The 26,419-nt window shown below is 56.2% G+C and carries 24 protein-coding genes and 2 tRNA genes; 4 read left to right on the forward strand and 22 right to left on the reverse strand.

The window, feature by feature from the left end:
• Position 1 precedes the first annotated feature (1 nt).
• The 12 genes from LG198_RS11445 to mog form a co-directional block, all read right to left on the reverse strand.
• Positions 2–1,708 (reverse strand): ATP-dependent DNA ligase, encoded by a 1,707-nt coding sequence (locus LG198_RS11445; RefSeq protein ID WP_230343318.1) that lies wholly within the window; start codon positions 1,706–1,708, stop codon positions 2–4.
• Between the two features lie 19 nt (positions 1,709–1,727).
• Positions 1,728–2,762 (reverse strand): ligase-associated DNA damage response exonuclease, encoded by a 1,035-nt coding sequence (locus LG198_RS11450; RefSeq protein WP_230343319.1) that lies wholly within the window; start codon positions 2,760–2,762, stop codon positions 1,728–1,730.
• Between the two features lie 381 nt (positions 2,763–3,143).
• Positions 3,144–3,220: transfer RNA gene (locus LG198_RS11455), tRNA-Arg, on the reverse strand.
• Between the two features lie 73 nt (positions 3,221–3,293).
• Positions 3,294–3,387 (reverse strand) — tRNA-Ser (locus LG198_RS11460).
• Positions 3,388–3,449: 62 nt separating this feature from the next.
• Positions 3,450–4,676 (reverse strand): aspartate kinase, encoded by a 1,227-nt coding sequence (locus LG198_RS11465; protein ID WP_230343320.1) that lies wholly within the window; start codon positions 4,674–4,676, stop codon positions 3,450–3,452.
• A 73-nt stretch (positions 4,677–4,749) separates the two neighbouring features.
• Positions 4,750–7,374, reverse strand: a complete 2,625-nt coding sequence (alaS, locus tag LG198_RS11470; protein ID WP_230343321.1) for an alanine--tRNA ligase — start codon at positions 7,372–7,374, stop codon at positions 4,750–4,752.
• 67 nt (positions 7,375–7,441) lie between these two features.
• Positions 7,442–7,909, reverse strand: coding sequence for a recombination regulator RecX (gene recX / locus LG198_RS11475; protein ID WP_230343322.1), 468 nt, complete (start codon positions 7,907–7,909; stop codon positions 7,442–7,444).
• Positions 7,887–8,924, reverse strand: coding sequence for a recombinase RecA (gene recA / locus LG198_RS11480; RefSeq protein WP_230343323.1), 1,038 nt, complete (start codon positions 8,922–8,924; stop codon positions 7,887–7,889). The genes recX and recA overlap by 23 nt, the downstream gene beginning before the upstream one ends.
• A gap of 45 nt (positions 8,925–8,969) precedes the next feature.
• Entirely contained in the window at positions 8,970–9,473 is a 504-nt protein-coding gene (gene pncC, locus LG198_RS11485; protein ID WP_268866863.1) for a nicotinamide-nucleotide amidase, read from the reverse strand.
• Positions 9,449–9,946, reverse strand: coding sequence for a phosphatidylglycerophosphatase A family protein (locus LG198_RS11490; RefSeq protein ID WP_230343324.1), 498 nt, complete (start codon positions 9,944–9,946; stop codon positions 9,449–9,451). Before LG198_RS11490 ends, pncC begins: the two co-directional genes overlap by 25 nt.
• Complete coding sequence (gene thiL, locus LG198_RS11495; protein ID WP_230343325.1) at positions 9,924–10,880, reverse strand: thiamine-phosphate kinase; 957 nt, start codon at positions 10,878–10,880, stop codon at positions 9,924–9,926. The genes LG198_RS11490 and thiL overlap by 23 nt, the downstream gene beginning before the upstream one ends.
• A 3-nt stretch (positions 10,881–10,883) precedes the next feature.
• Positions 10,884–11,471 (reverse strand): molybdopterin adenylyltransferase, encoded by a 588-nt coding sequence (gene mog, locus LG198_RS11500; protein WP_230343326.1) that lies wholly within the window; start codon positions 11,469–11,471, stop codon positions 10,884–10,886.
• A gap of 116 nt (positions 11,472–11,587) precedes the next feature.
• Here mog and LG198_RS11505 point away from each other — a divergent pair, with 116 nt between their 5' ends.
• Together LG198_RS11505 and LG198_RS11510 are read left to right on the forward strand one after the other, a co-directional pair.
• Positions 11,588–12,346, forward strand: coding sequence for a PDZ domain-containing protein (locus LG198_RS11505; RefSeq protein ID WP_230343327.1), 759 nt, complete (start codon positions 11,588–11,590; stop codon positions 12,344–12,346).
• A 111-nt stretch (positions 12,347–12,457) separates the two neighbouring features.
• Positions 12,458–14,488, forward strand: a complete 2,031-nt coding sequence (locus LG198_RS11510) for a site-specific recombinase (protein WP_230343803.1) — start codon at positions 12,458–12,460, stop codon at positions 14,486–14,488.
• Positions 14,489–14,495: 7 nt separating this feature from the next.
• Here LG198_RS11510 and LG198_RS11515 read toward each other — a convergent pair whose 3' ends face one another.
• The 7 genes from LG198_RS11515 to yjgA form a co-directional block, all read right to left on the reverse strand.
• Complete coding sequence (locus LG198_RS11515; RefSeq protein WP_230343328.1) at positions 14,496–14,864, reverse strand: Na+/H+ antiporter subunit G; 369 nt, start codon at positions 14,862–14,864, stop codon at positions 14,496–14,498.
• Positions 14,861–15,130, reverse strand: a complete 270-nt coding sequence (locus tag LG198_RS11520) for a K+/H+ antiporter subunit F (RefSeq protein WP_230343329.1) — start codon at positions 15,128–15,130, stop codon at positions 14,861–14,863. Before LG198_RS11520 ends, LG198_RS11515 begins: the two co-directional genes overlap by 4 nt.
• The gene (locus LG198_RS11525; RefSeq protein WP_230343330.1) at positions 15,127–15,615 is read right to left on the reverse strand and encodes a Na+/H+ antiporter subunit E; all 489 of its coding nucleotides are present in this window, start codon (positions 15,613–15,615) and stop codon (positions 15,127–15,129) included. The genes LG198_RS11520 and LG198_RS11525 overlap by 4 nt, the downstream gene beginning before the upstream one ends.
• A complete protein-coding gene (locus LG198_RS11530; RefSeq protein WP_230343331.1) occupies positions 15,615–17,147 on the reverse strand; it encodes a monovalent cation/H+ antiporter subunit D in 1,533 nt (510 codons plus the stop codon). Before LG198_RS11530 ends, LG198_RS11525 begins: the two co-directional genes overlap by 1 nt.
• Positions 17,144–17,473 carry a Na+/H+ antiporter subunit C gene (locus LG198_RS11535; protein ID WP_230343332.1) on the reverse strand — a complete coding sequence of 110 codons (330 nt, stop codon included), beginning with the start codon at positions 17,471–17,473 and terminating at the stop codon, positions 17,144–17,146. Before LG198_RS11535 ends, LG198_RS11530 begins: the two co-directional genes overlap by 4 nt.
• Positions 17,461–20,382 (reverse strand): monovalent cation/H+ antiporter subunit A, encoded by a 2,922-nt coding sequence (locus tag LG198_RS11540; protein WP_230343333.1) that lies wholly within the window; start codon positions 20,380–20,382, stop codon positions 17,461–17,463. Before LG198_RS11540 ends, LG198_RS11535 begins: the two co-directional genes overlap by 13 nt.
• A 151-nt stretch (positions 20,383–20,533) precedes the next feature.
• Positions 20,534–21,076: a ribosome biogenesis factor YjgA gene (yjgA, locus tag LG198_RS11545; RefSeq protein ID WP_230343334.1), complete on the reverse strand. Its 543-nt coding sequence runs from the start codon at positions 21,074–21,076 to the stop codon at positions 20,534–20,536.
• A gap of 38 nt (positions 21,077–21,114) precedes the next feature.
• On the opposite strand from yjgA, the gene pmbA reads away from it, so the two are divergent.
• Positions 21,115–22,476, forward strand: coding sequence for a metalloprotease PmbA (pmbA, locus tag LG198_RS11550; protein WP_230343335.1), 1,362 nt, complete (start codon positions 21,115–21,117; stop codon positions 22,474–22,476).
• A gap of 87 nt (positions 22,477–22,563) precedes the next feature.
• On the opposite strand, the gene LG198_RS11555 is transcribed toward pmbA, so the two are convergent.
• On the reverse strand, positions 22,564–23,298 hold the full coding sequence (locus LG198_RS11555) for an MlaA family lipoprotein (RefSeq protein ID WP_230343336.1): 735 nt from the start codon (positions 23,296–23,298) through the stop codon (positions 22,564–22,566).
• A gap of 205 nt (positions 23,299–23,503) precedes the next feature.
• Between LG198_RS11555 and LG198_RS11560 the strand changes: the two genes are divergently transcribed.
• Positions 23,504–24,505 (forward strand): class 1 fructose-bisphosphatase, encoded by a 1,002-nt coding sequence (locus LG198_RS11560; RefSeq protein ID WP_230343337.1) that lies wholly within the window; start codon positions 23,504–23,506, stop codon positions 24,503–24,505.
• Here the strand turns inward: LG198_RS11560 and LG198_RS11565 are convergent.
• Positions 24,478–25,935 (reverse strand): cryptochrome/photolyase family protein, encoded by a 1,458-nt coding sequence (locus LG198_RS11565; RefSeq protein ID WP_230343338.1) that lies wholly within the window; start codon positions 25,933–25,935, stop codon positions 24,478–24,480. The two genes, LG198_RS11560 and LG198_RS11565, sit on opposite strands and share 28 nt — an antisense overlap.
• Positions 25,936–25,938: 3 nt before the next feature.
• The gene (gene rlmH / locus LG198_RS11570; RefSeq protein ID WP_230343339.1) at positions 25,939–26,406 is read right to left on the reverse strand and encodes a 23S rRNA (pseudouridine(1915)-N(3))-methyltransferase RlmH; all 468 of its coding nucleotides are present in this window, start codon (positions 26,404–26,406) and stop codon (positions 25,939–25,941) included.
• Positions 26,407–26,419 lie beyond the last annotated feature (13 nt).

Below are 26,419 nucleotides of genomic sequence, written 5' to 3' on the forward strand. Positions count from 1 at the left end.
GCTAAGCCACATCCTTATTGGCAGGGCGCGAAGCCTGCGGCAACAATGCCTGCAAAGTCTGCAGCGTGTCGGCTTCGGCCACCGGTTTATCCTGCCGCCAGCGCAGCATGCGGGGGAAGCGCACGGCGATACCGCTTTTGTGGCGTGAGCTTAAAGCTATGCCTTCAAAACCCAATTCAAACACCATGGTCGGCGTCACGCTGCGCACCGGGCCGAATTTTTCGACTGTGGTTTTACGGATAATGGCATCGACCTCGCGCATTTCGGCATCGGTCAAGCCTGAGTAAGCCTTGGCAAATGGCACCAGTTTGCGATTAGGGTTGTCCTCAGGACTGTCCCACACCGCGAAGGTATAGTCGGTATACAGGCTGGCGCGGCGGCCATGGCCGGTCTGCGCGTAAATAAGCACCGCATCCGCTGTATAGGGATCAATCTTCCATTTCCACCATACGCCGACATCCTTGGTGCGGCCGACGCCGTAGCGCGCATCCTTGCGTTTGAGCATAAACCCTTCCACCCCCAGGCTGCGCGATGCTTCACGCTGGCGATCCAGGTCTTGCCAACTCTCGCCGGTGATCAAGGGCGATATTTGCAGTTGCGGCTGCTTGCAGGCGAGAACAATTTTTTCCAGTTGTTCGCGCCGGGCGGATTGCGGTTGCTCGCGCCAGTCTTCACCCTGCCATTCCAGCAGGTCGTAAGCCAGTATCACCACCGGCAGGTTTCCCAGGATTTTGCTGTTTAAGGTTTTGCGGCCTATGCGTTGTTGCAGCAAGGCATAGGGTTGCACCTGTTTTAACTCTTCTTGCCCGGTGGCATTAACAGCGCCGTGATTCCATACCACCAGTTCGCCGTCGATTACCATGCCATCCGCTAAACAATCCGTCAGCACATTGAGTTCGGGAAAATGGTCGGTCACCAACTCCTCGCCGCGCGACCACACCCATAGCTGGCCGTCGCGCTTGACCAGTTGCGCGCGGATGCCATCCCATTTCCATTCCACCTGCCATTGCTCGGGACTGCCAATAGCCGCTGCAAACTGGTCGGTAGATAGCTGTAAGGGATGTGCCAGAAAAAACGGGTAGGGCTGGCCTTCGCTACGCTCGTCACCCTCTTCATTCACCGGCGCAATCAGTTTCAGGTAATGCGCTGCAGTCGGGCGGGCGGAAAGGTCGGTATAGCCGACCAGGCGCTGGGCAACACGCTTTGCGTCTATGCCTGCCACGGCAGCCAGGGCGCGCGTGACCAGCAGGCGCGAAACGCCGACGCGGAAACTGCCGGTAATGAGCTTGATGCAAACCAGCTTGCTCCGCTTATCCAGTTGCTGTAATAACGGTATTAATTGAAGCGTTAAAATTTCGGGTGCCAGGCCGCGTAGTGGCAACAATTTGGTTTCCACCCACGCGGCCAGCCCTTCTTCTGAAGTATGGATGGATTCAGGCAACAGCAAGGCCATGGTTTCTGCCAGATCACCCACTGCATGATAGCTTTCTTCAAAGAGCCATTCCGGCAGAATGGCGACCGTGAGTGTTAGTTCACGTAGTAATTTTGTGGGTACTAATTGGCGCGGCCGCCCACCCGCCAGGAAATACACGGCCCATGCGGCGTCTTCAGGAGAGACTGCAAAAAAATAATCGCGCAATGCGGCCAGTTTGGCATTGCTACTGGTAGTGGCGTCCAGCCTGTTATAAAGATCGGCAAACGCTTTCAAACGGTCGCCTTTGCCATTGTCATATGGGGCTGCCTTCAGTTTCAGCTGACAAGTTCGCTTCCGCCTCAGCTGCCTCTTCACCGTACTCGGTGACAAATGCCTGTGCATCCAGGCCTTGTTCGCACAACCAACGCACCATGGGGTGTATTTGTCCGTGCGTGACAAACACGCGTTCTGCGCCGGTGGCCTGGATAGCCTTCTGCAAGCCGGGCCAATCGGCATGGTCGGACATGATAAAGCCGCGGTCTACGCCCCGGCGCCTACGTGTGCCGCGTAACTGCATCCAGCCGCTGGCAAATGCATCTGAGTAATCGCCGAAGCGTTTCATCCACGGCGTGCCTTGCGCCGAAGGCGGCGCCAGCACCAGGCTTTTGCCTATCTGTGATTTATCCTGCATTCCGCTGACATATTGCGTGGCAGGCAAATTGACGCCAGCTTCGCGATAAACTTGGTTTAAGGGCTCTACCGCGCCATGGACCAGAATCGGGCCAATATGCGGGTTTAACCCCGACAGTACCCGTTGCGCTTTACCAAAGGCATAGCAAAACAGCACGCTGGCGCGATTGTTATCGGCATTGCTTTGCCACCACTGGTTGATGTCGGCAAAAATTTCGTTCTGCGGCTGCCACTGGTAAATTGGCAGGCCAAAGGTGGATTCGGTAATAAAAGTGTGGCAGCGCACGCTTTCAAAGGGCGCGCAGGTGCCGTCAGCCTCCACTTTATAATCGCCTGAAGCCACCCACACTTCGCCTTTGTATTCCAAGCGCACCTGGGCCGAGCCCAGAACATGGCCGGCGGGATGCAAGCTCAGGTTGACGCCATGATGGTTGATGCTTTCGCCATATTCCAGCGAAAGCAGATCAATATCTGCACCTAGGCGCTTGCGTAATATACCTTCCCCGGCTGCTGCTGACAGGTAGTGCTGGTGACCGGTGCGTGCGTGATCGCCATGTCCGTGCGTGATCACGGCGCGCTCTACTTGGCGCCAGGGGTCGATATAAAAATCCCCGGGGGGGCAATATAAGCCTTCCGGTCGCGCTATGACTAAATCCATGATCTAGTTTTGTTGATTGCACATGCATGATTCGACACCAAAAATGCAATTTCATTCTGCATGTCTTAACAATAGTCAAGGTGAATGCCAGAGGGTAAGACCATGTCTGATCGAAGAAATGTCGGTAGCAGCAGTGTGAAATACATATTTGAAACATTCAGGAATGGGCATGGGGAAATTCACAAGCTGGAGCGGACTTTCTTTGCTTAGACATTTATTGGTGAGCGACAAAATACAGCCTTGGGCCAGGTGCTGGAATGCAATATGGCCGAACTAGAACGTTGTTGAGGGTAGTGAATGGTGAAGTCGTGCAGGGCATTCTGAAAAAGAAAAGCCGGTTAGCTAAATATAGCGTAACCGGCTGATCTTAGTACTAAAATTTGGTGCGCCCGAAGAGATTCGAACTCCTGACCCCTTGGTTCGTAGCCAAGTACTCTATCCAGCTGAGCTACGGGCGCGTGAGGCGTGCATTATACGTGAAGATGATTTTTATGCCAGCAAAAATTCATTTCGTTTTGCACACTATCAAGGTGGCGGAGAGCGAGGGATTCGAACCCTCGATACAGGTTTAAGCCCGTATGCTTCCTTAGCAGGGAAGTGCCTTCGACCACTCGGCCAGCTCTCCGCACGAGGGCGTAACAATACTTGAATACGCCGTAAAAATCAACGCTGAACCGGCTTATTCTTTTAAACTTCTTCTAGCCCGAATGCCTTGTGCAGAACGCGCACCGCGAGCTCCATATATTTCTCGTCGATGACGACGGAAATCTTGATCTCGGAGGTGGAAATCATCTGGATGTTGATCCCTTCTTCCGCCAGGGTGCGGAACATCTGGCTGGCGATGCCGACGTGTGAGCGCATGCCGACGCCAACGACTGAAACCTTGGCGGTCTTGTCGTCACCGATGATCTCGCGCGCGCCGATATGGCCCTGTACTTTGTCGCGCAGGATTTCAAGGGCCTTTTGCAGGTCGTTCTTGTGGACGGTGAAGGTGAAGTCGGTGGTGCCGTCTGCGCCTACGTTTTGGATGATGATGTCGACATCGATGTTGGCATCGGCGACCGGCCCCAATATCTGATAGGCAATGCCTGGGCGGTCTGGTGCGCCCAGCACGGTGATTTTGGCTTCGTCGCGGTTGAAGGCGATACCGGAGATGATGGGTTGTTCCATGTTGTTGTCGTCCTCAAAAGTAATCAGCGTGCCTTCGCCTTCTTCCTCGAAGCTGGAAAGCACGCGCAGTTTGACCTTGTATTTCCCTGCAAACTCGACCGAGCGGATTTGCAGCACCTTGGAGCCCAGGCTGGCCATTTCCAGCATTTCCTCGAAAGTGACGGATTTCAGGCGGCGTGCTTCCGGCACGACGCGCGGGTCTGTGGTATAGACGCCGTCTACATCGGTGTATATCTGGCATTCGTCAGCCTTCAGGGCAGCTGCCAGCGCGACGCCGGTGGTGTCTGAACCGCCACGGCCGAGCGTGGTGATGTTGCCTTCTTCATCGACGCCCTGGAAACCGGCAACGACGACTACATAGCCATTGTCCAGGTCCTCCCGCATGCGTTTTTCATCAATCTTGAGGATGCGGGCTTTGGTGTGCGCGTTGTCTGTCAGGATGCTTACCTGGCCGCCGGTATAGCTTTTTGCCTTTACGCCCAGTTCCTGTAATGCCATGGAAAGCAGGGCAATGGTGACTTGCTCTCCGGTGGAAACCAGCACGTCCAGTTCACGCGGGTTCGGGTTGGGCATGACTTCCCTGGCCAGTCCGATTAGGCGGTTGGTTTCGCCGGACATGGCGGAAACTACTACCACGACCTGCTGGCCCAGTGCCTTGTGCCTGGCGACGCGGCGTGCCACGTTACCGATGCGTTCCGGATTGGCGACAGAGGTGCCGCCGTATTTTTGTACGATGAGTGCCATATTTATATCTGTATCAAGTGTGAAGCATCAATGAACACGAATAGAGGATGAGGAATGTGCCTCTATTGGCGGCTTAATTCAGTTTTTCCTTAACCCAGCCGGCGACGCTGGCGAGCGCAACCGGCAGCTGGCTGGCATCGGTACCGCCTGCCATTGCCATATCCGGTTTGCCGCCGCCCTTGCCGCCTACCTGGTTTGCGACAAAATTCACCAGTTCCCCCGCCTTGATCCTGGCGATGGTGTCTGCCGTCACGCCTGCGGCAACGCTGACCTTGCCCGCATTGACGCTGGCAAGCACGATAGCGGCGGTTTTCAGCTTGTCCTTGAGTTTGTCCATGGTTTCGCGCAGGGTGTTGGCATCGGCGCCTTCGAGCGTAGCAGCGAGTACCTTGACGCCATTGATGTCCACTGCCTGCTCAGCCAGTTCATCCCCTTGCGACGAGGCGAGCTTGGATTTGAGCCTTGCCAATTCCTTTTCAAGCGACTTTACCTGTTCCAGCGTCTGGTTGATTTTGCTAGCCAGCTCAACGGCTGGCGCCTTGAAGGCGGCAGCTGCATCAGTTAAAAAATGCTGCTGCTGCTGTATGTGTTGCAGGGCGACATCGCCGGTAGCGGCTTCAATGCGGCGCACGCCGGCAGCCACGCCGGATTCGGACACGACCTTGAACAGGCCAATGTCGCCGGTGCGGCTGACATGGGTGCCGCCACAGAGCTCACGGCTGCTGCCGATATCGATCACGCGCACTTCGTCGCCGTATTTCTCGCCGAACAGCATCATGGCGCCGGTTTTCTGTGCGGATTCAATATCCATGACGCGTGCCAGCGTGGGCGTATTGGCGAGGACCTCGGCGTTGACGATGGTTTCTATGCGGCGGATTTCTTCAGCGCTGACTGGCGCATTGTGCGAGAAGTCGAAGCGGGTTTTGTCCGGGTCAACCAGCGAGCCTTTCTGCTGTACATGGGTGCCCAGGACTTCGCGCAGGGCTTTGTGCATGAGGTGGGTGGCAGAATGGTGGCGCATGGTTCTATGGCGCGCAGCCAGGTCTACCCGTGCGCTGACTTCAGCGCCCACGCTGAGTTTGCCGGTGCTGAGCACGCCATGGTGGCCAAAGACATTGGCTTGGATTTTTTGGGTGTCTTCTACTTGGAAGATGCCGTCCGGACCCTTGAGCAGGCCCTGGTCGCCCACTTGGCCGCCGGATTCCGCATAGAACGGGGTGTTGTCCAGGACGACCACGCCGAGATCGCCTTCATTCAGCGTATCGACTGCAGCGCCATCCTTGTAGAGTGCAAGCACCTTTGCCTGGGATTCCAGCGTATCGTAGCCTTTGAAGGACGTTGGTGCTCCTTCGTATTCAAGATTGGTTGCCATCTTGAACTTGCCTGCCGCGCGTGCCTGTTCTTTCTGGCGAGCCATTGCGGCATCAAAGGCAGCGGAGTCGACGCTTACTTCCCGCTCGCGGCATACGTCGGCGATAAGGTCGAGCGGGAAGCCGAAAGTGTCATGCAGCTTGAAAGCGGTTTCGCCATTGAAAACCGTGTTGCCGTTCTTGGCCATTTCAGCAAGCTCGGTTTCCAGGATAGCCATGCCGTGCTCAATGGTCTCAAAGAAACGTTCTTCTTCCTGCCGCAGGATGTCGGTAATGCGTTGCTCGCCGGTCTTGAGTTCGGGATAGGCGTCGCCCATCTCCTCAATAAGGTCTGCCACCATCTTATGGAAGAATGCGGCTCGCGCGCCCAGCTTGTAACCGTGACGGATGGCGCGGCGGATGATGCGGCGCAACACATAGCCGCGGCCTTCATTGCCGGGGATGACGCCATCGGCAATCAGGAAACTACAGGCGCGGATATGGTCTGCCAGCACCTTGAGCGAAGGGCTGTCGAGGTACTGGCTGTTAGTGACGCGTGCCGCAGCCTTGATCAGGCTCTGGAACAGATCGATCTCGTAGTTGCTGTGCACACCTTGCAGGACGGCGGCGATACGCTCCAGGCCCATGCCGGTATCCACGCTTGGCTTTGGCAGCGGATGCATGACGCCTGCTTCGTCGCGGTTGAACTGCATGAACACGTTGTTCCAGATTTCGATGAAGCGGTCGCCGTCTTCTTCCGCACTGCCTGGAGGGCCGCCCCAGATGTGTTCGCCGTGGTCGTAGAAAATCTCGCTGCAAGGGCCACAGGGGCCGGTGTCGCCCATCATCCAGAAATTGTCTGAGGCATAGCGTGCGCCCTTGTTGTCGCCGATGCGGATGATGCGTTCGACAGGTACGCCGATTTCCTTGGCCCAGATGTCGTAGGCTTCGTCGTCTTCGGCATAAACGGTGACGGTGAGCTTTTCCTTGGGCAGCTTGAAAACTTTGGTCAGCAGTTCCCAGGCAAAATGGATGGCATCGCGCTTGAAGTAATCGCCAAAGCTGAAGTTGCCTAGCATCTCGAAAAAGGTATGGTGGCGAGCGGTATAGCCGACGTTTTCCAGGTCATTGTGCTTGCCGCCGGCACGCACACACTTTTGCGATGAGGTGGCGCGGGTATAGGGACGCTTGTCGAAGCCAAGGAACACGTCCTTGAACTGGTTCATCCCGGCATTGGTGAAAAGCAGGGTGGGATCGCCAGCCGGAACCAGGGAGCTGGAACTGACAATTTGGTGACCCTTGGAGGCGAAGTAATCCAGGAAGGCCTGGCGGATTTGGTTGCTCTTCATGTACCTGTTTTCTTGCTCAATGTTGTTATCAAAATGCTTGCCAAAACGGGTTTGGCGCTATTCAAATTTAATCTTCATCTGGGTTGTGGCGCAGCACTTGCCGGATAATCTCAAAACCAAATCCGCGACCTTGGAGGAACCTGGCCTGTTTTGCCCATTCCTCCCGATTTTGCGGCGGGCTGGTGAATTTCTTGCGATAAACCGTAAGTGCTGTTTCCAGTTCTCCGGCTTGCACTTCAGCCACGGCCTTGCCGATCAGTTCATCCGCTATGCCATGTTCCCTGAGCTCATGGGCTATGCGCAAGCTGCCAAAGCGGCCTTTGCGCGCATGCACGATCTGCTCGGTATACCTTGTATCGGATAGCCAGCCGCGATTCTTGAAGTCATTCAGCAATGCTGGCACGTCGTCATCTTCGCCGGCATAGGCGCGCAGTTTCTGCTGTAGTTCCTGGTAAGAATATTCCCGCCGTGTCAGATAAGCCAAAGCCCGCTCGCGCAGGCTGATGGCAGGTTTAGTCTTCTTCGTCGTCTTCATCCGGCGCCGTGGTGATGCGGGCGTTGGCCAGGTTTGATTGGGCGCGTATCTTGGCGTCGATTTCATTGGCGATTTGCGGATGCTCGCGCAGGAATTCGCGGGCATTGTCCTTGCCCTGGCCGATTTTCTCGCCGTTGTAGCTGTACCAGGCGCCGGCTTTTTCCACCAGCTTGAGGTTGACGCCAAGCTCGATGATCTCGCCCTCGCGGGAGATGCCCTCGCCATAGAGGATGTCGAACTCAGCCTGCTTGAACGGAGGGGATACCTTGTTCTTGACGACCTTGACGCGGGTTTCGGAACCGGTGACTTCGTCGCCTTTCTTGATCGCGCCGGTACGGCGGATATCCAGGCGTACGGAAGCGTAGAACTTGAGTGCATTGCCGCCGGTGGTGGTTTCCGGGTTGCCGAACATCACGCCGATCTTCATGCGGATCTGGTTGATGAAGATCACTAGCGTATTGGTGCGCTTGATGTTGGCAGTCAACTTGCGCAACGCCTGGGACATGAGGCGGGCTTGCAGGCCCATATGGGAGTCGCCCATCTCGCCTTCGATTTCGGCTTTCGGTGTCAGCGCTGCCACAGAGTCAACGACTACGATGTCGACAGAGCCCGAACGTACCAGCATGTCGGCGATTTCCAGCGCCTGTTCGCCGGTATCTGGCTGGGAGATCAGCAGCTCTGAGACATTAACGCCCAGTTTTTGCGCATACTGCGGGTCCAGCGCGTGCTCTGCATCGATAAAGGCCGCGGTGCCGCCGATCTTTTGCATTTGTGCGATCACGGATAATGTCAGCGTGGTTTTGCCTGAAGATTCAGGGCCGTAGATTTCCACGATACGGCCGCGAGGGAGGCCGCCTATGCCCAGGGCAATGTCGAGGCCCAGGGAGCCGGTAGAGACTGCCTGGATGTCAGCGGCAACATCGGTGTCGCCCATGCGCATGATGGAACCTTTGCCGAACTGTTTCTCGATTTGCGAGAGTGCCGCGGCCAGCGCTTTGCTTCTATTTTCATCCATCAGTTGAGTACCTTTTCGAGTTGCCTGCTAAAGCCTGCAATTATTTCATAAATCAGTGCCTAAGGTAAGTTTTAACAAGCCCGTTAAAGCGGTTTTCACAGACTGTTTGCGTACGGCTTCACGATCTCCTGAAAACACCTCCCGGTGCGTCAAGATATGGCCATCCTTGCTGCTCCAGCCGAAGCAGACGGTACCCACTGGTTTTTCCCGGCTGCCGCCGTCCGGCCCGGCAATGCCGGTAATGGCGGCGCTGATGTCTGCCGTGCTGTAGGCGAGCGCGCCCAGCGCCATTTCCTGCGCGGTTTCCTCGCTGACGGCACCATATTGCTGCAGCGTTTCGGCACCCACGCCGAGCATCTGTTGCTTGGCAATATTGCTGTAAGTGACGAAGCCACGGTCAAACCAGGTTGAACTGCCTGCTATCGCGGTAATGGATTGCGCTGCCCAGCCGCCGGTGCAGGATTCGGCCAGCGCCAGCACCCAGCCTTTGGCTTGCAATGATTCGCCCAAACGCTGCGCCAGTGTCAGGAGCTCTGCATCATCCACCATTGCAATCCTTTCAATGCGGCGATGGCATATACCGCCGCGAGCAGGTCATCCAGCATGACGCCAAAACCGCCATGCACTTTGCGGTCCAGCGTGCGGATAGGGAAGGGTTTCCAGATATCGAACAGGCGGAATAGCAGAAAGGCATATAGCCACCATTCCCAAGCCTTGGGCGTGAACTCCAGCACCAGCATGAAGGCGACGATCTCGTCCCAGACAATGCCGCCGTGATCGTCGACACCGAGGTTGCGCCCTGTAATGCCGCAAAGCGGGATGCCGATCACGAACAATAGGGCCAGAATGACAAGATGGATGGATTCCGGCAGCAATAGCAGCAGGCCAAACAGGGGAATGGCGACGAGGGTGCCACTGGTACCTGGTCCTTTGGGTACCAGGCCGCTACCAAAGCCGAGCGCGAAAAAATGCGCTGGGTGGCTGAGTAAAAAGCGTTTGTCAGGCAAAGTGGTCAAAACCATGCTCCTTGAGTGTAAGAGGCTTGTTGTCCATGCCTCTGACGATGAGTTGCTGTTCCTGGGTGATGTTGCCAATCACCGCGGCATTCAAGCCCAGCCCACGGGTGATGTGTGTAATACGGTCCCGGTGATTGGCCGACGCGGTAAAACATAGCTCGTAATCATCTCCGCCGGTCAGGATGAGCTTTTGGACTAGAGGTTCATGAGAGTAGGCGCTTACAGTTTCTGAGGTGGGGATTTGCTGGAGCCATATTTCTGCCCCTACCGTGGAACGTTCCAGAATATGCCCGAGATCAGCCAGCAGGCCATCCGAGATATCTAGCGCACTGTGTGCGAGTCCCCGCAACGCAAGGCCCAAGTGCACCCTGGGCTGGGGTTGGTGCAGGGCCTTGCTGCAGTCGGCGAGTTCGTCATGGGTGAGCCGATAATGTCCCTGGATGGCAGCCAAGGCCAGGGCGGCATCTCCTAGCGGGCCGGATACCCAGATGTTATCCCCGGGTTGCGCATTGCTGCGTAGTAGCGAAGCGCCAGGCGGTGTTTCACCCATGATCTGCACGCTGATGGCCAGCGGGCCGCGCGTGGTGTCGCCGCCGATAAGGGCGACACCAAATCGGTCGGCGCAGGCAAAGAAGCCTTCCGCAAATTTTGCCACCCAGTTTTCATCTGACCTTGGCAGGGCAATCGCCAGGGTTGCCCAGCGTGGCTGTGCGCCCATTGCTGCCATATCGGATATATTCACTGCCAGCGATTTCCAGCCGATTAGCCATGGAGAGGTATCTGGGTAAAAGTGAGTGTTTGCTATCATCATGTCGGCAGAGATGGCAAGTTCCATCCCTGCCGATACTTTTATCAAGGCCGCATCATCGCCTACACCCAGGATGGCAGCTTCGTGGGGGCGATTGAAGTAACGCTTGATCAGGTCAAATTCCGAGGCCATGGTTCAGGCCGGTTTTGGTGCCGACTTTGGACGGAAGGCCTGCACGATCTCTGCATTGGTTTCAATATAGGGGGCCTCGATCAGATCCAGGCAGTAGGGCACTGCGGCAAAAATACCGGGCACAATAGTTTTGCCGGTTTCATCCTTCAGGCCTTCCAGGGTTTGTGCAATAGCCTTGGGTTGCCCAGGCAGGTTGATAATGAGGCAACGCTTGCGAATCACGGCCACCTGGCGCGAAAGGATGGCGGTGGGGACGAAATTCAGGCTGATCTGGCGCATCTGTTCACCAAAGCCAGGCATTATCTTGTCTGCAACCGCGAGGGTGGCTTCAGGCGTGACATCCCGTATGGCCGGGCCGGTGCCGCCGGTTGTCAGCACCAGGTTGCAGCCGTCAAAATCCACCAGGTCGCACAGGGTGGATTCGATCTCTGGCTGTTCATCGGGAATCACGCGCAGCGTGCTTTCCCAGGAAGTGGTGAGTGCGCGGTCAAGCCATTCCTGCAAGGACGGGATGCCCTTGTCTTCGTATACACCGGTAAATGCGCGGTCGCTGATGGAAACCAGCCCGATGCGGAGAATGTCTGTTGCCATAAGGTAAAGATTCTGGGTTTAAGTAAAAGTGATGCCGGCGCATTATTGTACGCAGGCAATGAAAAAAAACTGGTTTCATCATACCATTGTCGTCAGTAAAAACGAGTGGAGGGGACATGCGCCCATATTTAATACTGCTGTTGCTTGCAATGGTGGCAGCCTGTAGCAAACCGGTAGTCAGGGAACCCGTGCCGGAAAGGCCGGTTGTGGCAGAGCCGAAAGTGGAGTTGCCCGCGGAGGATAACCCCTATGCCCTGCATTATGTCGCGCGCCGGTTGCATGGCGTTAAACTCAGCCCGGGAGCGGGCGAGCCAAAAATATATACAGGGGTAACAGAAACGGACGATTACCAGCGCATGCTCAATGATGGCTATGAAATGCTTGGTTACTCGAATTTTGAGGCAACAGATGTGCCGCCTTCCCGTGCTGTCGCTCAGGCAGCCAAAGTCAAGGCAGATGCTGTCGTGCTTTACACAAAATTGCTTGCCGGGCCTGGCGCTGCGATGAAAATCCAGCGCATCAAGGCGCAGTCCAGCGATTCAGGGGCCGCAGCCGGCACGGGAGAGGTCTATAGTTATTTTGCAACCTACTGGGCCAAGCTGGCGCCGCCATTCTTGGGTGTGCATGTGATGCAGCGCAGGGAGGATGATCCTGAACCGGGGTTGACGGTGCTGGCTGTGATCACCGGGTCTCCTGCCGCGCAGGCAGGCTTGGTGGTTGGGGATGTCTTGCTGAGTTTGGCAGGGGAGAGGCTATCTTCGGCTCAAGAGTTGCAGGCTGTCAGTCATCAGCACGCGGGACAAGAAGTCGAGCTTTTGTTTCGCCGCGTCAACGCCGAAAAGCGCGTGCGCCTGACACTGGGCGCTGCGTTGTAGCCAGATGTGCCCGGAACTTGCAGTAGTCACTTCGAAAGACGGTATGCTTAAGGAAGTTGGATTTGTCGTGATCTGGCTGGGATTCAGTAAACACTAGAAATAGAAATGATGATGATGGAAGATGCCCTGCGCGATTACGCACAACACAATACCGATGCTGCACGGTTGATTACTGACCTGGTGGCGCAAATTCGTCCGCGCCAGGCGGGGGATACCGACCATGCTGTTTATGCAATCCAGGCGCTGTGCCATGTGCTGACTAGCGACCCAGATAAGGCGGGATTGTTGCGTGATGCCATAGTGAGCATGCTGGGAGGCCGCAAGCCAATTTCGCTGTATGTCGATTCTGGAATCCAGCCCAATAGCGGGTTTTTTACCGAGTTATGGCGGCGCATTGGCCATAAATTGCTGCCTGATGCGATCAACCCGGCCTATCTCAAGGATTTGTTTGTCCAGATTTTCTCCAAGCATGGCGACGAGAACTGGATTGCTGCGGTTCCGGACGAAATCTGGCTGCAACTTGTGCATGCCTTGCGATTTCATGAGGTGCCTCCCGGACAAGTTGCCGAGTGCCAGAAAAGCCTGCTGGACTCGGCCCAGGTGCTCTCGTATCGGCTTGCGGCCTCCGGGCTGGAGCCGGAACTCATCCGCAACCACCCCGAGATCGAATATCACGACTCGCCGTTTATTACCCAGAGTGTCGAATTGCAAGCCTTGCTGGCAATGCCGCTGGAGAAGCAGCACGATGTCGGCCACATTCTGGTGATGCTGGACCAGTGTCGCGAAGTGATCGCCAAGATCCGGCGCAACAGCTCGCAAACCGGCACTAGTGTGCGCCTCACTTTTTTGTTGCAGCGTATGAGCCAGCAAGCTCGCCGCCTGGAGCACCTGCTGGGCATCATCAAGCTGGTGCGTAGCGAATCTGATGCGGGTGCGGCGATGGTGCAGTTGTTCAAGACACTGGTTTCTTCAGAGCGACACAAGAACGATGTCAGGCAGCATTTTCGCGAGAATGTGGAGCTGATGGCGCTGCGCGTGACAGAGAATGCCAGCCGTACTGGCGAGCATTACATCACTGAAACGCGCAGCGAGTATTTCCGTTTGATGCGTTCGGCCATGGGAGCGGGCGTGATCATTGCGCTCATGACCATGCTGAAGATTATTGCAGGCAAGCATCATTACGCGCCGCTGACAGAAGCCATTCTGTTCAGCCTGAACTATGGCCTTGGTTTTGCCCTGATTCATATCCTGCACTTCACGGTCGCTACCAAGCAGCCGGCCATGACGGCGGCGGCGATTGCGGCCAGTATCGATGCCGGCGACCGCAAGAACAAGAATCTCGACAAGCTGGTGATGATTGTTGCGCAGACCTTCAGAAGCCAGACCATCGCGATTCTTGGCAATGTGATGATGGCCGTCCCCGTGGCGATGTTGGTAGGATGGTTGATCCTGACGATGACCGGCGCGCATTTCATCACGCCGGAAAAAGCCCACCAGTTGCTGGATGCCAATGATCCTTTCCATAGCGGTGCGGTGTTTTATGCTGCCATTGCCGGGGTATGCCTGTTCCTTGCCGGCCTGATTGCCGGATACCACGATAACCTTGCGGTTTATAACAAGATTCCGCAGCGCTTGCGAGCGCTGGGCTGGCTGGAGTGGTTGATTGGTCCCGCCCGCCTGGACCGGGTAGCACGGTATGTTGAAAATAACCTGGGTGCCCTGGCGGGCAACTTTTACTTTGGCTGTATGCTGGGCGGGATGTCAGGACTGGGCGTGTTGCTCGGCGCGCCGATTGATATCCGGCATATCGCTTTTGCTTCGGCCTTCACAGGCTACTCGTTCGTCGCGCTGGATTTCATGTTTTCCTGGCAGGTATTGGTGACGGCTGTTCTGGGAATATGGCTGATCGGAACGACCAACCTGGTCGTGAGTTTCAGCCTGGCGCTCTATGTGGCGATGAAATCACGCAAGGTGACTTTTGCCCAGTGGCGCTTATTGCTCAGGACACTGGCCAAGCGCTTTATCCAGAATCCGGCCTTGTTCCTGCTGCCGCCCAAACGTGAAGTACCGGCGGCTGAACCTTTGCAAGCAGAGGCCATCGTTGATGATCCCGCCAGGACTGACAAGCCGCAGGCGCATTGAGTGAAGCCTAGTCCAGGGTCTGGTAAGGCTTGTGCTGGCTGTTCTTGCGGGCAATGGCCTCGTCTGGCAAGGGTACCAGCGACTCCACCTTGAGGTGCAATGCGGACTTTGCCAGCAGGTGGGCGCTGATCGGCGCGGTGATGAAGAGGAACAACGTAATCAGCACTTCATGCAGACTCAGCCCATCACCCTGAGAGCTGAAGAAAATGGACGAGGCAATCAGCAGGCAGCCGACGCCCAGGGTAGTGCCTTTGGTCGGGCCGTGCAGGCGCGTGTAAAAATCCCGTAGGCGTGCAAGGCCGAGCGAGCCGATGAAAGTGAACAGGGCGCCGGTGACAATCAGCACCGACAGCAGGACTTCGAGCACGATGTTCATTCGATGATGTCTCCCCGTAACAGGTATTTGCACATGGCGACCGTGCCGACAAACCCCATGAGCGCAATCAGCAGCGCAGCCTCAAAATAAACGCCGTTCTGGATGTGGATGCCGAATAAAACCAGCAGCGCAATCGTGTTGATATAGAGGGTGTCCAGCGCCAGGATGCGGTCCGGCGCACTCGGGCCCTTGAGCAGGCGCCAGGCATTGAGTGCAAGTGCCGCTGAGACCAGGACAAAGGCAATATGAATGGCAACTTCTATCATTCTTCAAAAATCTCCTTGAGAGGCTTTTCGTAGCGCGTCTTGACGGTATGGATGAAGGCATCCACATCCTCTACATCCATGGCGTGCATGAGAATGCTCTTGCGGTCCGGTGCAAGCAGGGCTGAGAGTGAACCGGGCGTCAGGCAGGATGTGTTGGCGAGGATGCTCATCCCAAAGTCGGAATTCAGGTCGATAGGGACAACGATAAACGCCGGGCGCAGCTTCTCCGGCTTGCCGAGAATGCGCAAGGCAACAATGAAATTGGCTTCCACAATGTCATGCAGCAGGATATAGCTGAATTTCAGCAATGTCAGCGGCTTATGGACCTTCAGCTTGTCCGGCCAGAACTGCAGGGCAAAAAACGGGATGGCCCAGCCCAAAAGCAGGCCGAGGGCGGCCTGGCCAAGCGCAATGCTATTGCTGAGCAGCAACCAGATGATGGCGAGGATGATGGTGAGCAGTGGGTGGGGCAGTAATCGTTGCATTACTGGGCTCCTTGGCCGAGCACGGCATTGATATAGGCGGGCGTATCCAGCAACTGGCTGGCAGCTTCCAGGCTGAAGTTGTTGATTGGGCCTGCCCAGAAGGTCATGACGATGCACAGGCCCAATAGTGAAAGAATTGGCAACAGTTCACGAACACGCAAAGGTTCGGCAGGGCCTTGTTTGGTATAGGTATTGGTTGACCTGTCCACCGCGTGTGCCTCGTAGAAGAACAGGCTGCCTGAGCGGGCCATGGCAATCACGGTCAGCAGGCCATTGGTCAGTACAATCAGCATGATGTAAGGCACGGCAGGATGCTCAAGCGCGGCGCGCAGCACCATGAACTTGCCGAGGAAGCCTGACAGCGGAGGCAAGCCCGATGCGAGGATCGCCAGCGCAAAAAATATCGCCCCCAGGAGTTTTTGCTGGGTAATCACGAAGCCGGCTTCGAGCCGGTCCTCCATTTGTTCACGGCGCTTGATGATCAGGTCCGCAAGCAGGAACAGCGCGGCTGTGGCAAAAGTGGTGTGCGGCAAATAATAAAGTCCGGCAGCAATGCCCGCCACGGAATTCAGGCTGAAGCTGGTGAGCAGGGTACCTGCAGAAATTACCACCAGGTAAGCCACCTGCTGGCGCAGGCGTATGCTGCCCAGCAATCCAAAGCTGCCGATGATGATAGTGGTCAATGCCATAGGCAATAGCCAGCCATCAAGCAGGTTGGCGAGCGGGCCTGCTTCATTGCCGAAAATCAAGGTATAGACGCGCAGGATGCTGTAGGCCCCTACCTTGGTCATGATGGCAAACAGCGCTGCTGCAGGCGCGCTGGTTTGCGAATAGGCCGATGGCAGCCAGAGATAGAGCGGCAGCAAGGCGGCCTTGAGGGCGAATACGACAAACAGCAGCAAGCCCGCGGTTTTCACCAGGCCGATGTTCTCAGGGCTGACATTGGCGACCTTGACGGCAAGGTCTGCCATATTGAGCGTGCCCAGTACGCCGTACAGGGTGCCGGCGGCAAACAGGAAAAGCGATGAACCGACTACGTTGATGACGACAAAGTGCAGTCCGGAGCGGACGCGCTTGCGCCCGCCACCGTGCAGCAGCAGGCTGTATGAAGCAAGCAACAGCACCTCAAAAAATACGAACAGGTTGAACAGGTCCCCGGTCAGGAACGCGCCATTGAGGCCGAACAGTTGCAGCTGGAACAGGATGTGGAACTGGCGTCCTTGCCTGTCGGTACCACCCATGGCGTATATCAGCGCAAACAGTGCCAGCAGCGATGTCGTGAGCACAAGCAAGGCTGCCAGCCTGTCTGCCATGAGGACAATGCCGAAAGGCGCAGGCCAGTCGCTGAGCGCATAGACCGTGATGGTGCCATCGCTGACAGTACACAGTAGCTTCGCTGCAACAGCGATGAGCGCCAGGCTGCTGATGCCGGAAATGGTGCGTTTGACGTAGATGCGCTGCTCGCGCAACAGCAGCAGGAAAATGCCGGTAAACAGCGGCAACAACAGGGGAATGATGGCAAGGTGGCTCAACGTACTTCCTTTCCATCGACATGGTCGTTGCCCATTTCCGTGCGGGCTTTTAGTGCCAGCACGATGATGTAGGCCGTCATGGCGAAGCTGATCACGATCGCGGTGAGTACCAGTGCCTGCGGCAGCGGGTCTGCATATGTGCTTGCCTGGTCGCTGATGATGGGCGGTTTGCCGATCACCAGGCGCCCCATCATGAACAGGAACAAATTGACGGCATAGGACAGCAGGGTCAGGCCAAGAACCACGGGGAAAGTATGGCTACGCAGGCAGAGGTAGACACCTCCTGCAGTGAGTATGCCGATCAGGATGGAGATCAACGCTTCCATGACGTACCTTGTTCGATTGTGCTTGTTTTAAGTTTTCCAGCCTCATTGATGGCTTGTGACCCGCTGGTGTCGGGCGCTGCACGCCCCGGTTTTGCATCCTTGCTGCCGGGGTTCTTATTGGCGCGCGGCAGGTAGCTCACCTGATGAATCATGCCCAGGTTGATGAGGATCAACAAGGAAGTGCCTACCACTACCAGGTATACGCCAAGGTCAAAGGCCATGGCGGAAGCCAGTTCCAGTTCGCCCAGTATAGGAATATGCAGGTGGTCAAAGGTCGAGGTGAGGAACGGGTAACCAAAATACCAGCTGGCGATGCCGGTGCTGGCGGCAATCAGCAGGCCATAACCGATAAGCGGATGGGTGTTGGCGGGCAGTTTGCTGCGCGTCCATTCCACGCCATTGGCGAGATACTGCACGATCAGGGCTGCCGAGGTGATGAGGCCGGCAATGAAGCCTCCGCCAGGCAGGTTATGCCCACGCAACAGGATGAATATCGCCACCAGCAATGCGAGCGGCAGCAGGATGCGGCTGAATGTCGCGAGAATGAGCGGATGCGTATCCGGGTTCCACGGACGGCCTTCGGCATCCTGCTTGGGGCTTAACAGCTTGAGCTGGTCCAGCATGGCGTATATCCCCAGTCCGGCCAGGGCCAGCACGGTGATTTCACCCATGGTGTCGAAGCCGCGGAAGTCTACCAGCAGCACATTCACCACATTGGCGCCACCGCCACCGCTGACGCTGTTGGCGATGAAGTAATCGGCAATACTGTGGTAATCACGCGTGAGTACGGCATAACTCAGTGCGGCAATGCCGATGCCGGCGAATAGCGCGATCACAATATCGCGGCCTTGGCGCAGGCGGTCCTGTTCATCTGGTGTGCTCTGCGGCAGGAAGAACAAGGCCAGTAGCAGCAGGACGGCAGTGATGAATTCGACTGCGAGTTGTGTCAGCGCCAGATCAGGTGCGGAGAATTTCACGAATGTCAGTGCCACGCCCAGGCCAACCGCGCTCACCAGGACGAGTGCAGTGAATCGTTGCTGGTGCATGATGACGGTTGCAGTTGCTGCCGCGATCATGATGATGGCAACCATGGCACTCATGGGGTCTACCGGCAGCAGCGGGCGGTTGCCTGCGAGGCTGCTGCCGCCAGAGATGAAACCATAGCCACCCAACACAATCGCCGTGACGAACAACACCCACAGCATGCGTTTTTGTGAGAGGTTGTCCGCGTTCATGGTGATGGCGTTGGACAATGCAAACAGTCTGCGCATTGCACCGTTATAGAGAATCTTGGCGTCGATCCTGCCATCGACGCGGGTCTGCAGCGAGAAAAATGATTCCCGTTTTCTATAGACCAGAATGCCACCGGCAAGCGCGATTGCGCTCATGAGCAGTTCAGGCGTGAAGCCATGCCAGATGGCGAGATGGAACTCAGGTATTGCCCCTTGCAGAGTACTGCCGACAACCAATGCCACCAGTGGTTGGGCGATATGGGGGAACAGGCCGACGACAATGCAGGCGATGACCAGGATGGCTACTGGAATCTGCATGCCACGCGAAGGTTCATGCGGCGTCTTGGGTAAGTCGGCTGGTTCGCCGCCAAAGAATACGTTGTGCGCGATACGGATAGAATAAGCCGCAGAAAAAACTGCGCCAGCCGTGACGATAGCTGGCAGCAGCCAGTGCGGGCTGAGTGCATTGCCATGGCTTACGATTTCGGCAAGGAACATTTCCTTGGAAATAAAGCCGTTGAGGCCGGGAATGCCTGCCATTGCAGCGGCGGCAATCACCATGAGCGTGGCGCTGTAAGGCATGTAGCGCCTGAGGCCACGTAACTGGCGCATGTCGCGGGTGCCGGTTTCATGGTCGACAATCCCCGCCAGCATGAAGAGGGATGCCTTGAACGTGGCGTGGTTGATGATATGGAATACGCCGGCGACCACAGCCAGAGGCGTTCCTATGCCAAACAGCGTGACAATGAGGCCGAGATGGCTGATGGTTGAATAGGCAAGCAAAGCCTTCATGTCGTGCTTGAACAGGGCGATATAGCTGCCGGTAATGAACGTGGTAATGCCGATGCCGGAAACGATCCAGGTCCATTCAGGCGTGCCGGACAGCGCAGGGAAGAAGCGTGCCAGTATGAAAATGCCTGCCTTTACCATGGTGGCGGAATGCAGATAGGCGGAGACCGGGGTAGGTGCTGCCATGGCATTGGGTAGCCAGAAGTGGAACGGGAATTGCGCGGACTTGGTGAATACGCCCAGCAGGATCAGCACCAGCATGAAAGGGTAGAGCGCGTGGCTGCGGATGATATCGCCTGCCAGCAGGATATCGCTCAGCTCATAACTGCCCGCGATTTTGCCGAGCAGGAGAAAGCCGCCCAGCATTGCCAGCCCGCCGCCGCCCGTGATCGTGAGCGCCATGCGTGCGCCGCGGCTGGCTTCTTCCCGTTGTTGCCAATAGCTGATGAGCAGGAAGGAGGAGAGGCTGGTGAGCTCCCAGAACATCAGGAGCTGGATAATATTTTCCGAGAGCACGACGCCCAGCATCGAGCCCATGAACAGCAGGAGATAGGCGTAGAAACGTCCCATGCTGTCGCGGGGTGAAAGGTAGTAACGGGCATAGATGATCACGATCAGGCCGACCAGCAGGATCATCAAGCTGAATAGCAGCGATAGTCCGTCCAGCCGAAATGATAAGCTGATGCCAAGCTCCGGCATCCAGGGGGTAACGCGCTGGATGACCGTTTCTCCTCGCCAGACCTGCTGCGCCAGCGGCCAGAGCAGGCTGATTGAAAGCAGCGCAGAAAGAATGGCAACCCAGGCGGAAGAGTACCGCCCCAGCCTGGTGCTGAGTTTGGTAAAAATCGCCCCGATAAAAGGTATCAGTGTTAAAAACGCTAAGCCCATGTAGTATTAATTTAGTCGTTAAAGTTTGTGTTATCCCGGCCAGTCTTGCTGGCGGGTAGCATGTGCACCTGGTCATTCGGCACAGCCGGAAACTTCCGGAGGGCTTTATTGGCGGGCAATGTCTATCACCTGTCGTTACGACACTGATAGTTTAATCAGTGTCGAGTTCAGTCTCTGCCGTAATATTTTCCGTAATGCTGCGTAGCAACTTGAACAGTTCACGGCTGCTCTTGGGCGGTTTGCCTGCGGCCTGTTCACGGCGTGCATTACGGATCAGGTTACGGACCTGTTGTGCCTCGGTTTGCGGATATTCGGTAATGAATTCCGCCAATGAAGACTCATCGTCAATCAGGCGGCTGCGCCATTGCTCCAGCCTGTGGAAGCGTGCGTTTTCTTCATTGTGGGAGCCTTCCCAGCGTTGCAGTTGTTCAACGATTGGTGCGGTATCGACATCCCGCATCAGACGGCCAAGGTATTGCATCTGGCGACGCAGTGCACCATTGGATGTGATGCGCTTGGCTTCGTTGACGGCGTCCAGCAAGGCTTCAGGTAGTTCCAGCTTGGTGAGCTTGTCCTTGGGTAGCCCGACGAGGATGACGCCGATGTCTTGTAGTGCATCAGCTTCGGCCTTGCGTTTGGTTTTGCTGACAGGCTCAATGCTGTGTTCGGTGTTTTCTGTCTTGTTCGGTTTCATGCTGATGTATGATAACAGTTTTTTGCAAAGAGACTCCTGTGAATGACCTGACAGAGCGTGGTTCGCGCTTTTCATACACGCTAGATGAGCTGAAGGGCTTGAGCGAGGAAGTATTGAGCCTGGCTAAGGCCGCGGGGGCAAGCTCAGCCGAAGCCGAGGTCAGTCTGGGTATCGGCCAGAACGTCTCAGTGCGCATGGGCGAAACCGAAACTATAGAGTACAACCGTGACAAGGGTATGTCGGTGACGGTTTATTTCGGGCAGCAGAAAGGCCATGCCAGCACTTCAGACCTCAGCTTGCAGGCGCTGAAAGATACGGTAGCCGCCGCCTGCAATATCGCACGCTATACCGCACAGGATGAATTCTGCGGCCTTGCCGACCCTGCCTTGCTGGCGCGGGATATTCCTGATCTTGACTTGTACCACCCGTGGGATATCAGTGTGGATGACGCCTTGGCGTTGGCTGTGGAATGTGAACAGGCCGCGCGGGGTGCCGACCCCAGGATTGCCAATTCTGAAGGCGCTTCAGTTTCTACCTATGAGGGCCTGTTCTCCTACGCCAACAGCAATGGCTTCAATGCGGGCTATCCCAGTTCCCGTCATGGTTTGAGCTGCTCGGTGATTGCCGAAGCCGGCGAGAGCATGCAGCGCGACTATTGGTACACCAGCGCGCGTCATGCCGGTGAACTGGATTCTGCACGCGCGGTTGGGCTACGCGCTGGCGAGCGGGCAGCGCGACGTTTGAACCCCGGCAGGGTCAAGACTTGCCAGGTGCCGGTGCTGTTCGAGGCACCGCTGGCCTCCGGCCTGGTTTCCCACCTGATTTCGGCGATTTCGGGAGGCAGTCTGTACCGCAAATCATCCTTCCTGCTCGATAGCCTTGGCAAGCAAGTGATGTCCCCCCTGATGAATATTGAGGAACTGCCTCATGTGCCACGCGGACTTGCCAGTTCGCCATTTGACAATGAAGGCGTGGCAACCCACAGCCGTACACTGGTTAAGAACGGCGTGCTTGAAGGCTATATGCTCGGCAGTTATTCCGCACGCAAGCTCGGCATGCAGAGCACTGGCAATGCAGGTGGCAACCATAACCTGGTCATCCAGCATGGCGAGCTGGACCAGGCTGGCCTGCTCAAGACCATGGGCACGGGGTTGTTGGTGACTGAGCTGCTGGGGCATGGTATCAACCTGGTGACAGGCGATTATTCGCGTGGCGCAGCGGGTTTCTGGGTAGAGAACGGCGTGATTGCCTATCCAGTGGAAGAAATCACCATTGCGGGCAACCTAGCGGAGATGTTCATGAATATTGTCGCTGTCGGCAGTGATGTGCTGGTGCAAGGCTCAAAACAGACGGGATCCATTCTGATTGAGCGCATGACAGTCGCTAGTGGCGAGGAGTAGTCGTTTTTTCCGTGCTTGAATAGCAAAACCGTATGAATAAAAAAAGCCACGCAATGCGTGGCTTTTTGTTTGGTTTGATCCTGGGGATTACTTGACTTCTTCTTCGTCGTCTTCGTCCAGGTCGTCATAGTATGCATCGCTGGCTACCTTGCCGGTCACGAATTGTTCACGGCGTTGCAGGTAGGCATCACGTGTGAAGCTGTAGGGATCAAGGGCCGCTTCGTCAATCAGGTCGCTGGCGGGCAGGTATTGCGAACGCAAGTCGACAAACTGGAGCAGGCGCAACTGGTTACGCGTACGTATCTCGTTGGTGTACTGGATAGGATCAAAGTACAAAGTGTCCACAGTCAGGCCAGCCGTATCACGGAATGTGCTTGGGCCGAGGAATGGCAATACCAGATAGGCGCCGCTGCCCACGCCCCATTTGCCCAATGTCTGGCCAAAGTCGGCCCTGTGCCTGGGTACTCCATCCATGGAGGCGACATCCACCAGGCCGCCGATACCGATGGTGGAGTTGATGACCAGGCGGCCGGCATTATCCATGGCCTTGCCCAGTTCGAGCTGCAGGATGTTGTTGACCAGCGAAGTGAATGTGCCCAGGTTGGTGAAGAAGTTGTTGACCCCGGTGCGGATTGGGCTGGGCAGGACTGCCTTGTATGCGCCTGCGATTGGTTTGATGACAGCCTTATCAGCAGTATCATTGAATTTGTAAATCCCGCGGTTCATACTTTCCAGCGGGTCTTTGTTGGCTTGGGTTGCACAGCCGGTCAGGGAGACTGCAAGGGCAATACTGATCGCAATCCCGGAAATGTTAACGCGCATACATCTATCCTAATTATTATTGAGTGTCTCTAATTTGACACAAACGGAATCCACTTTAACCGAGCAGTTTTTAGTTGTCCATCGAATTCAGCGGATGTGAAATCTGCCTGGAGAGTATAGTTGTAAAAATGAAACACCTTGTCATCGGCGGACATGATGGATTCGCAGTTGGTGGCATCGTTCTTTCACGATTGAAGGGAAGTCTATGTCTATTTTGAATCTTGCACACTTTCTTGCTGAGCAGGGAAGAAAGTTTGGTCTGGCTAACAGTTTGTTGTCGCTTGTCGATGATCTTGCGCATACCTGCAGGCAGGTGGCGCGGGAAGTCAGCCATGGCGCATTGCGTGGCAACATGGGGGATGCGGGTAGCGAGAATATCCAGGGCGAGCAGCAAAAGACGCTGGACCTGGTCAGCAACGATATTTTCCTCCGCATGGCAACGCAAAACCCCCATGTCGCCGGGGTTGCTTCCGAGGAAATGGAGCATGCGCAGGTGTTTGCCGGAAAAAATGCGGAGTATCTGCTTGTATTTGATCCCCTGGATGGCTCGTCCAACGTCAACCTCAATCTTTCTGTGGGCAGCATCTTCTCCATACTTTCAGCACCGCCGGGTGAGGTTGAGGAGCAATCCTTTCTGCAAGCGGGTGCCCGGCAAATTGCCGCAGGCTATGCGCTTTATGGCACATCCACCATGCTGGTGCTGACCCTGGGGCATGGGGTACATGGATTTACCCTTGATCCTGAGAGCGGCGAATTCCATCTGACGCATCCTGACCTGAGAATTGCGCCCAGCACGCAGGAATTTGCCATCAACATGTCGAATCAGCGATTCTGGCAGCCGCCAGTGCAACGCTATATTGATGAATGCCTGGCTGGCAGCAGTGGCCCTCGCGGCAAGGATTTCAACATGCGCTGGGTTGCTACCCTGGTGGCGGAAGTGCATAGATTGCTGATTCGCGGAGGTATTTTTCTTTATCCGCTGGATAATCGCACTGTTGGCCGCGGCGGGCGCTTGCGCCTGTTATACGAGGCCAATCCCATGGGCTGGCTGGTGGAGCAGGCTGGCGGGCTGACTAGCACCGGGCACAGGAATATTCTTGAGATTGAGCCGACAAGCCTGCATCAGCGCATTGCCGTGATTCTTGGCGCACGCGAAGAAGTAGAACGCTTGCAGCAATATCACTCCTTCACTGATCCAACCGCCTGACCTGTTGCCGGTGTTGCGCCGGCCTGTTTATAAAGCGCCAGCACTTGCTCACGGCGCATGGCGTGATTGACCACGGGGGCAGGGTAATCCTTGCCGATGACCAGGCCAAGCGTCTGCTGGCGTAATGGCGGAATCAGCCATGGCGTGTGGATTTCCTTGTTGTCGCAGCTATTCAATTCGGGCACATACTTGCGGATGAACCTGCCTTCAGGATCGAATCTCTCCGACTGTGTCACCGGGTTGAAGATGCGAAACCAAGGCTGGGCGTCGCAGCCGGTAGAGGCTGCCCACTGCCAGCCGCCGTTGTTGGCGGCGAGGTCGAAATCTAGGAGTTTCTCGGCAAAGTAGCGCTCGCCCCAGCGCCAGTCAATCAGCAAGTCCTTGACCAGGAAACTGGCCGCAACCATGCGCAAGCGGTTGTGCATGTAGCCGGTCTGGTTGATCTGGCGCATGGCAGCGTCGACCAGCGGGTAGCCCGTGCGACCTTCGCACCACGCCTTGAACAGGCTGTCATCATTCGGGAACGGGATATGCTCGAATTCAGGCTTGAAACTTTTCCCTGCGGCCACCTGCGGGTGATGGTGCAGTACCTGAAAATAGAAATCGCGCCACAAGAGTTCATTGAACCAGGTTTCCGCACCTGCCCCGCCTTGCTGCCAGGCGGTTCTTGCCAGGTGACGGATCGAGACGGTGCCGAATCGCAGGTGCACGGATAGGTAGGATGGGCCTTTGACTGCAGGAAAGTCACGCGCATCCCGGTAATGTGGTATGCGCGAACAGAAATCCTCGAATAATGCGCGGCCTCCCGACATGCCGGTCGGCAGCTTGAGTTGCTGCAGGTTACTGCGTTCAAACCCTATGCTTTCCAGGGATGGCATGGGCGTGGGCGAGCGTTGTGCCAAATGTGCTATGTAGCGGTCGACCGGATAGGCCTTGAGGTAGAAGTCATTCAAGGCCTTAAGGCAAGCGTTCTTGTAGGGAGTGAACACGCTGAATGATGTTCCGGACTTGGTCAGGATCTCGTCACGCTCGAAAATGACCTGGTCCTTGAAGCTCCTGAATGCGATGTCATGGCTTGCCAGGGTTTGCTCGACGGATTGATCGCGTGCGATGGCGGCTGGCTCGTAGTCGCGATTGCAATAGACGTATTCCACCTTGAGTGATGCGGCCAGCCGGGGGATTTCTGCAATGGCTTTGCCATGCAGCACCAACAGGTCGCTGCCGCGTTGTTGCAGTGCCAGCTTGAGCTCATGCACGCTTTCCCAGATGAACTCGACCCTGCGGTCTTGCCGGTCGGGGAGGGTATCCAGGATGTCGGTATCGAAAACGAATACGCACACAACTTGGTCAGATTCTTTAAGGGCGTGGTACAGCGCTGCATGGTCATAGTCGCGCAGGTCGCGGCGGAACCACACCAGGGATTGGGTCATGAGTTATTCGCGGTGATAAGGATGATTGTTGATGACACTCAATCCGCGATAGAGTTGCTCGCTCAACATCACGCGCACCATGCCATGCGGCATGGTGAGGCGCGACAGGCTCCAGAGCCAGTCCGCCTTTTGTTTCAGGCTTTCATGCAAGCCATCCGCCCCCCCGACGACCAGGCTGACATCGCGGCCACTCTCCATCCATTGCCGCATTTTATCCGCCAATTGCAGGGTCGTGACCTCCTGGCCCCGCTCATCAAGCGCAATCAAGTAATCGCGGCCTGTCGCTTCGAGGATGCGCTTGGCTTCGGCTTCCTGCACAACTTCGGCATTCTTGCCGGAGGCGCGCTTGTCGGGCTTGATTTCGACGATTTCCACGCTCATCTCGCGCGGCATGCGCTTAATGTATTCGGTGCATGCGGATTGCACCCAGTCCGGCATTTTATGACCGACAGAAATAATCCGCAGTTTCAAGGAGGATTAGGGC

This window comes from Methylobacillus arboreus, assembly GCF_020532725.1.
In the GTDB taxonomy this organism is placed as follows: Bacteria; Pseudomonadota; Gammaproteobacteria; order Burkholderiales; family Methylophilaceae; genus Methylobacillus; species Methylobacillus arboreus.

Bases quoted from the DNA above. Each gene is read 5' to 3' on its own strand.
- LG198_RS11450 (WP_230343319.1), bottom strand. From the start codon at position 2,762: ATGGATTTAGTCATAGCGCGACCGGAAGGCTTATATTGCCCCCCCGGG.
- LG198_RS11465 (WP_230343320.1), bottom strand. From the start codon at position 4,676: ATGGCACTCATCGTACAAAAATACGGCGGCACCTCTGTCGCCAATCCG.
- alaS (WP_230343321.1), bottom strand. From the start codon at position 7,374: ATGAAGAGCAACCAAATCCGCCAGGCCTTCCTGGATTACTTCGCCTCC.
- recX (WP_230343322.1), bottom strand. From the start codon at position 7,909: ATGAAGACGACGAAGAAGACTAAACCTGCCATCAGCCTGCGCGAGCGG.
- recA (WP_230343323.1), bottom strand. From the start codon at position 8,924: ATGGATGAAAATAGAAGCAAAGCGCTGGCCGCGGCACTCTCGCAAATC.
- pncC (WP_268866863.1), bottom strand. From the start codon at position 9,473: ATGGTGGATGATGCAGAGCTCCTGACACTGGCGCAGCGTTTGGGCGAA.
- LG198_RS11490 (WP_230343324.1), bottom strand. From the start codon at position 9,946: ATGGTTTTGACCACTTTGCCTGACAAACGCTTTTTACTCAGCCACCCA.
- thiL (WP_230343325.1), bottom strand. From the start codon at position 10,880: ATGGCCTCGGAATTTGACCTGATCAAGCGTTACTTCAATCGCCCCCAC.
- mog (WP_230343326.1), bottom strand. From the start codon at position 11,471: ATGGCAACAGACATTCTCCGCATCGGGCTGGTTTCCATCAGCGACCGC.
- LG198_RS11505 (WP_230343327.1), top strand. From the start codon at position 11,588: ATGCGCCCATATTTAATACTGCTGTTGCTTGCAATGGTGGCAGCCTGT.
- LG198_RS11510 (WP_230343803.1), top strand. From the start codon at position 12,458: ATGATGGAAGATGCCCTGCGCGATTACGCACAACACAATACCGATGCT.
- LG198_RS11515 (WP_230343328.1), bottom strand. From the start codon at position 14,864: ATGAACATCGTGCTCGAAGTCCTGCTGTCGGTGCTGATTGTCACCGGC.
- LG198_RS11520 (WP_230343329.1), bottom strand. From the start codon at position 15,130: ATGATAGAAGTTGCCATTCATATTGCCTTTGTCCTGGTCTCAGCGGCA.
- LG198_RS11525 (WP_230343330.1), bottom strand. From the start codon at position 15,615: ATGCAACGATTACTGCCCCACCCACTGCTCACCATCATCCTCGCCATC.
- LG198_RS11535 (WP_230343332.1), bottom strand. From the start codon at position 17,473: ATGGAAGCGTTGATCTCCATCCTGATCGGCATACTCACTGCAGGAGGT.
- LG198_RS11540 (WP_230343333.1), bottom strand. From the start codon at position 20,382: ATGGGCTTAGCGTTTTTAACACTGATACCTTTTATCGGGGCGATTTTT.
- yjgA (WP_230343334.1), bottom strand. From the start codon at position 21,076: ATGAAACCGAACAAGACAGAAAACACCGAACACAGCATTGAGCCTGTC.
- LG198_RS11555 (WP_230343336.1), bottom strand. From the start codon at position 23,298: ATGCGCGTTAACATTTCCGGGATTGCGATCAGTATTGCCCTTGCAGTC.
- LG198_RS11560 (WP_230343337.1), top strand. From the start codon at position 23,504: ATGTCTATTTTGAATCTTGCACACTTTCTTGCTGAGCAGGGAAGAAAG.
- LG198_RS11565 (WP_230343338.1), bottom strand. From the start codon at position 25,935: ATGACCCAATCCCTGGTGTGGTTCCGCCGCGACCTGCGCGACTATGAC.